At 71.7% G+C, this 1072-nt stretch carries 1 protein-coding gene; it reads right to left on the bottom strand.

What is annotated here, in order from left to right; translation table 11 throughout:
• Positions 1-1072: gamma-glutamyltransferase family protein (locus tag B551_RS18525; RefSeq protein ID WP_023264758.1), on the bottom strand; the 1072-nt coding region annotated here is incomplete at both ends.

Here is a 1072-nt window from a genome sequence, read left to right as displayed (position 1 = left end):
GCTGGCCTTGCCCATGCTTCGCTCGCCGATCTGCGCGGCGCGGCCGGCCAGATAGCGCGGATCGACCAGGCTGCGCCAGTCGCCGCCGGGCAGCGGCACGAAGTCGGTATCGGCGACGTACTGGTTGCGGTCGGCGTAGGCCAGCCGGCCGGCCTCGGCGAACAGATGCGCGCCCTCGACCGACGGCTCCAGTCCGACGTCATTGCGCTGAGGCCTGGCCGCCGCGATCTGCCGCGCCTGCGGCAGCGCCTGCAGGATGCCCAGCATCTGCGCGACCGCGATGCCGCCCGACGACGGCGGCGGCATGCCGCAGACGGTCCATTGGCGATAGTCGGTGCAGATCGGTTGCCGCACCTTCGGGCGGTAGTTGGCGATGTCCCTGGCGGTCAGCACGCCGGGATTGGTCGGATGCGAGCGGACCTTGGCGGCGATATCGCGGGCGACATCGCCCTGGTAGAAGGCATCGGCACCGCGTGCCGCGACACTGCGCAGCACCGCCGCCAGCTCGGGATTGCGCAGCACGGTGCCGGCCGCCTTTGGCGTGCCGTCGGCGTTGTAGAAGTAGGCGCGCGCGGCCGGATCCTTCATCAGGTCCTGGTCCTGCGCGATGATCGTCGCCAGCCGCGGGCTGATCGCAAAGCCCTGTTCGGCCAGCCGGATCGCCGGCGCGAACAGCCGCCGCCAGGGCAGCTTGCCGTGCTGCCGATGCGCGAGCTCGAGCATCCGCAGCACGCCGGGCGCGCCGACCGAGCGCCCGCCGACCAGCCCCTGGCGGAACGGCATCACCTTGCCGTCCGGGCCGTAGAACAGCCGCTCGGTGGCGGCCGCGGGCGCGGTCTCGCGGCCGTCGTAGGCCTGCACCTGCTTGCCGTCGAAATGCATCAGGAAGGCGCCGCCGCCGATGCCGGAGGAATTCGGTTCCACCAGATTGAGCACCATCTGCGTGGCGATCGCCGCGTCGATCGCGGTGCCGCCGGCCTTCAGCATGTCGTAGCCGGCCTGGGTGGCGAGCGGATTGGCGGCGGCCACCATGAAGGAGCTGGCGGTCCAGCCCGGCTTGTCGGTCCAGCCG

This window comes from Cupriavidus sp. HPC(L), assembly GCF_000307735.3.
In the GTDB taxonomy this organism is placed as follows: Bacteria; Pseudomonadota; Gammaproteobacteria; order Burkholderiales; family Burkholderiaceae; genus Cupriavidus.
Note: the sequence above shows the minus strand (reverse complement) of the source record. Positions and strands in the feature narration are given on the sequence as shown.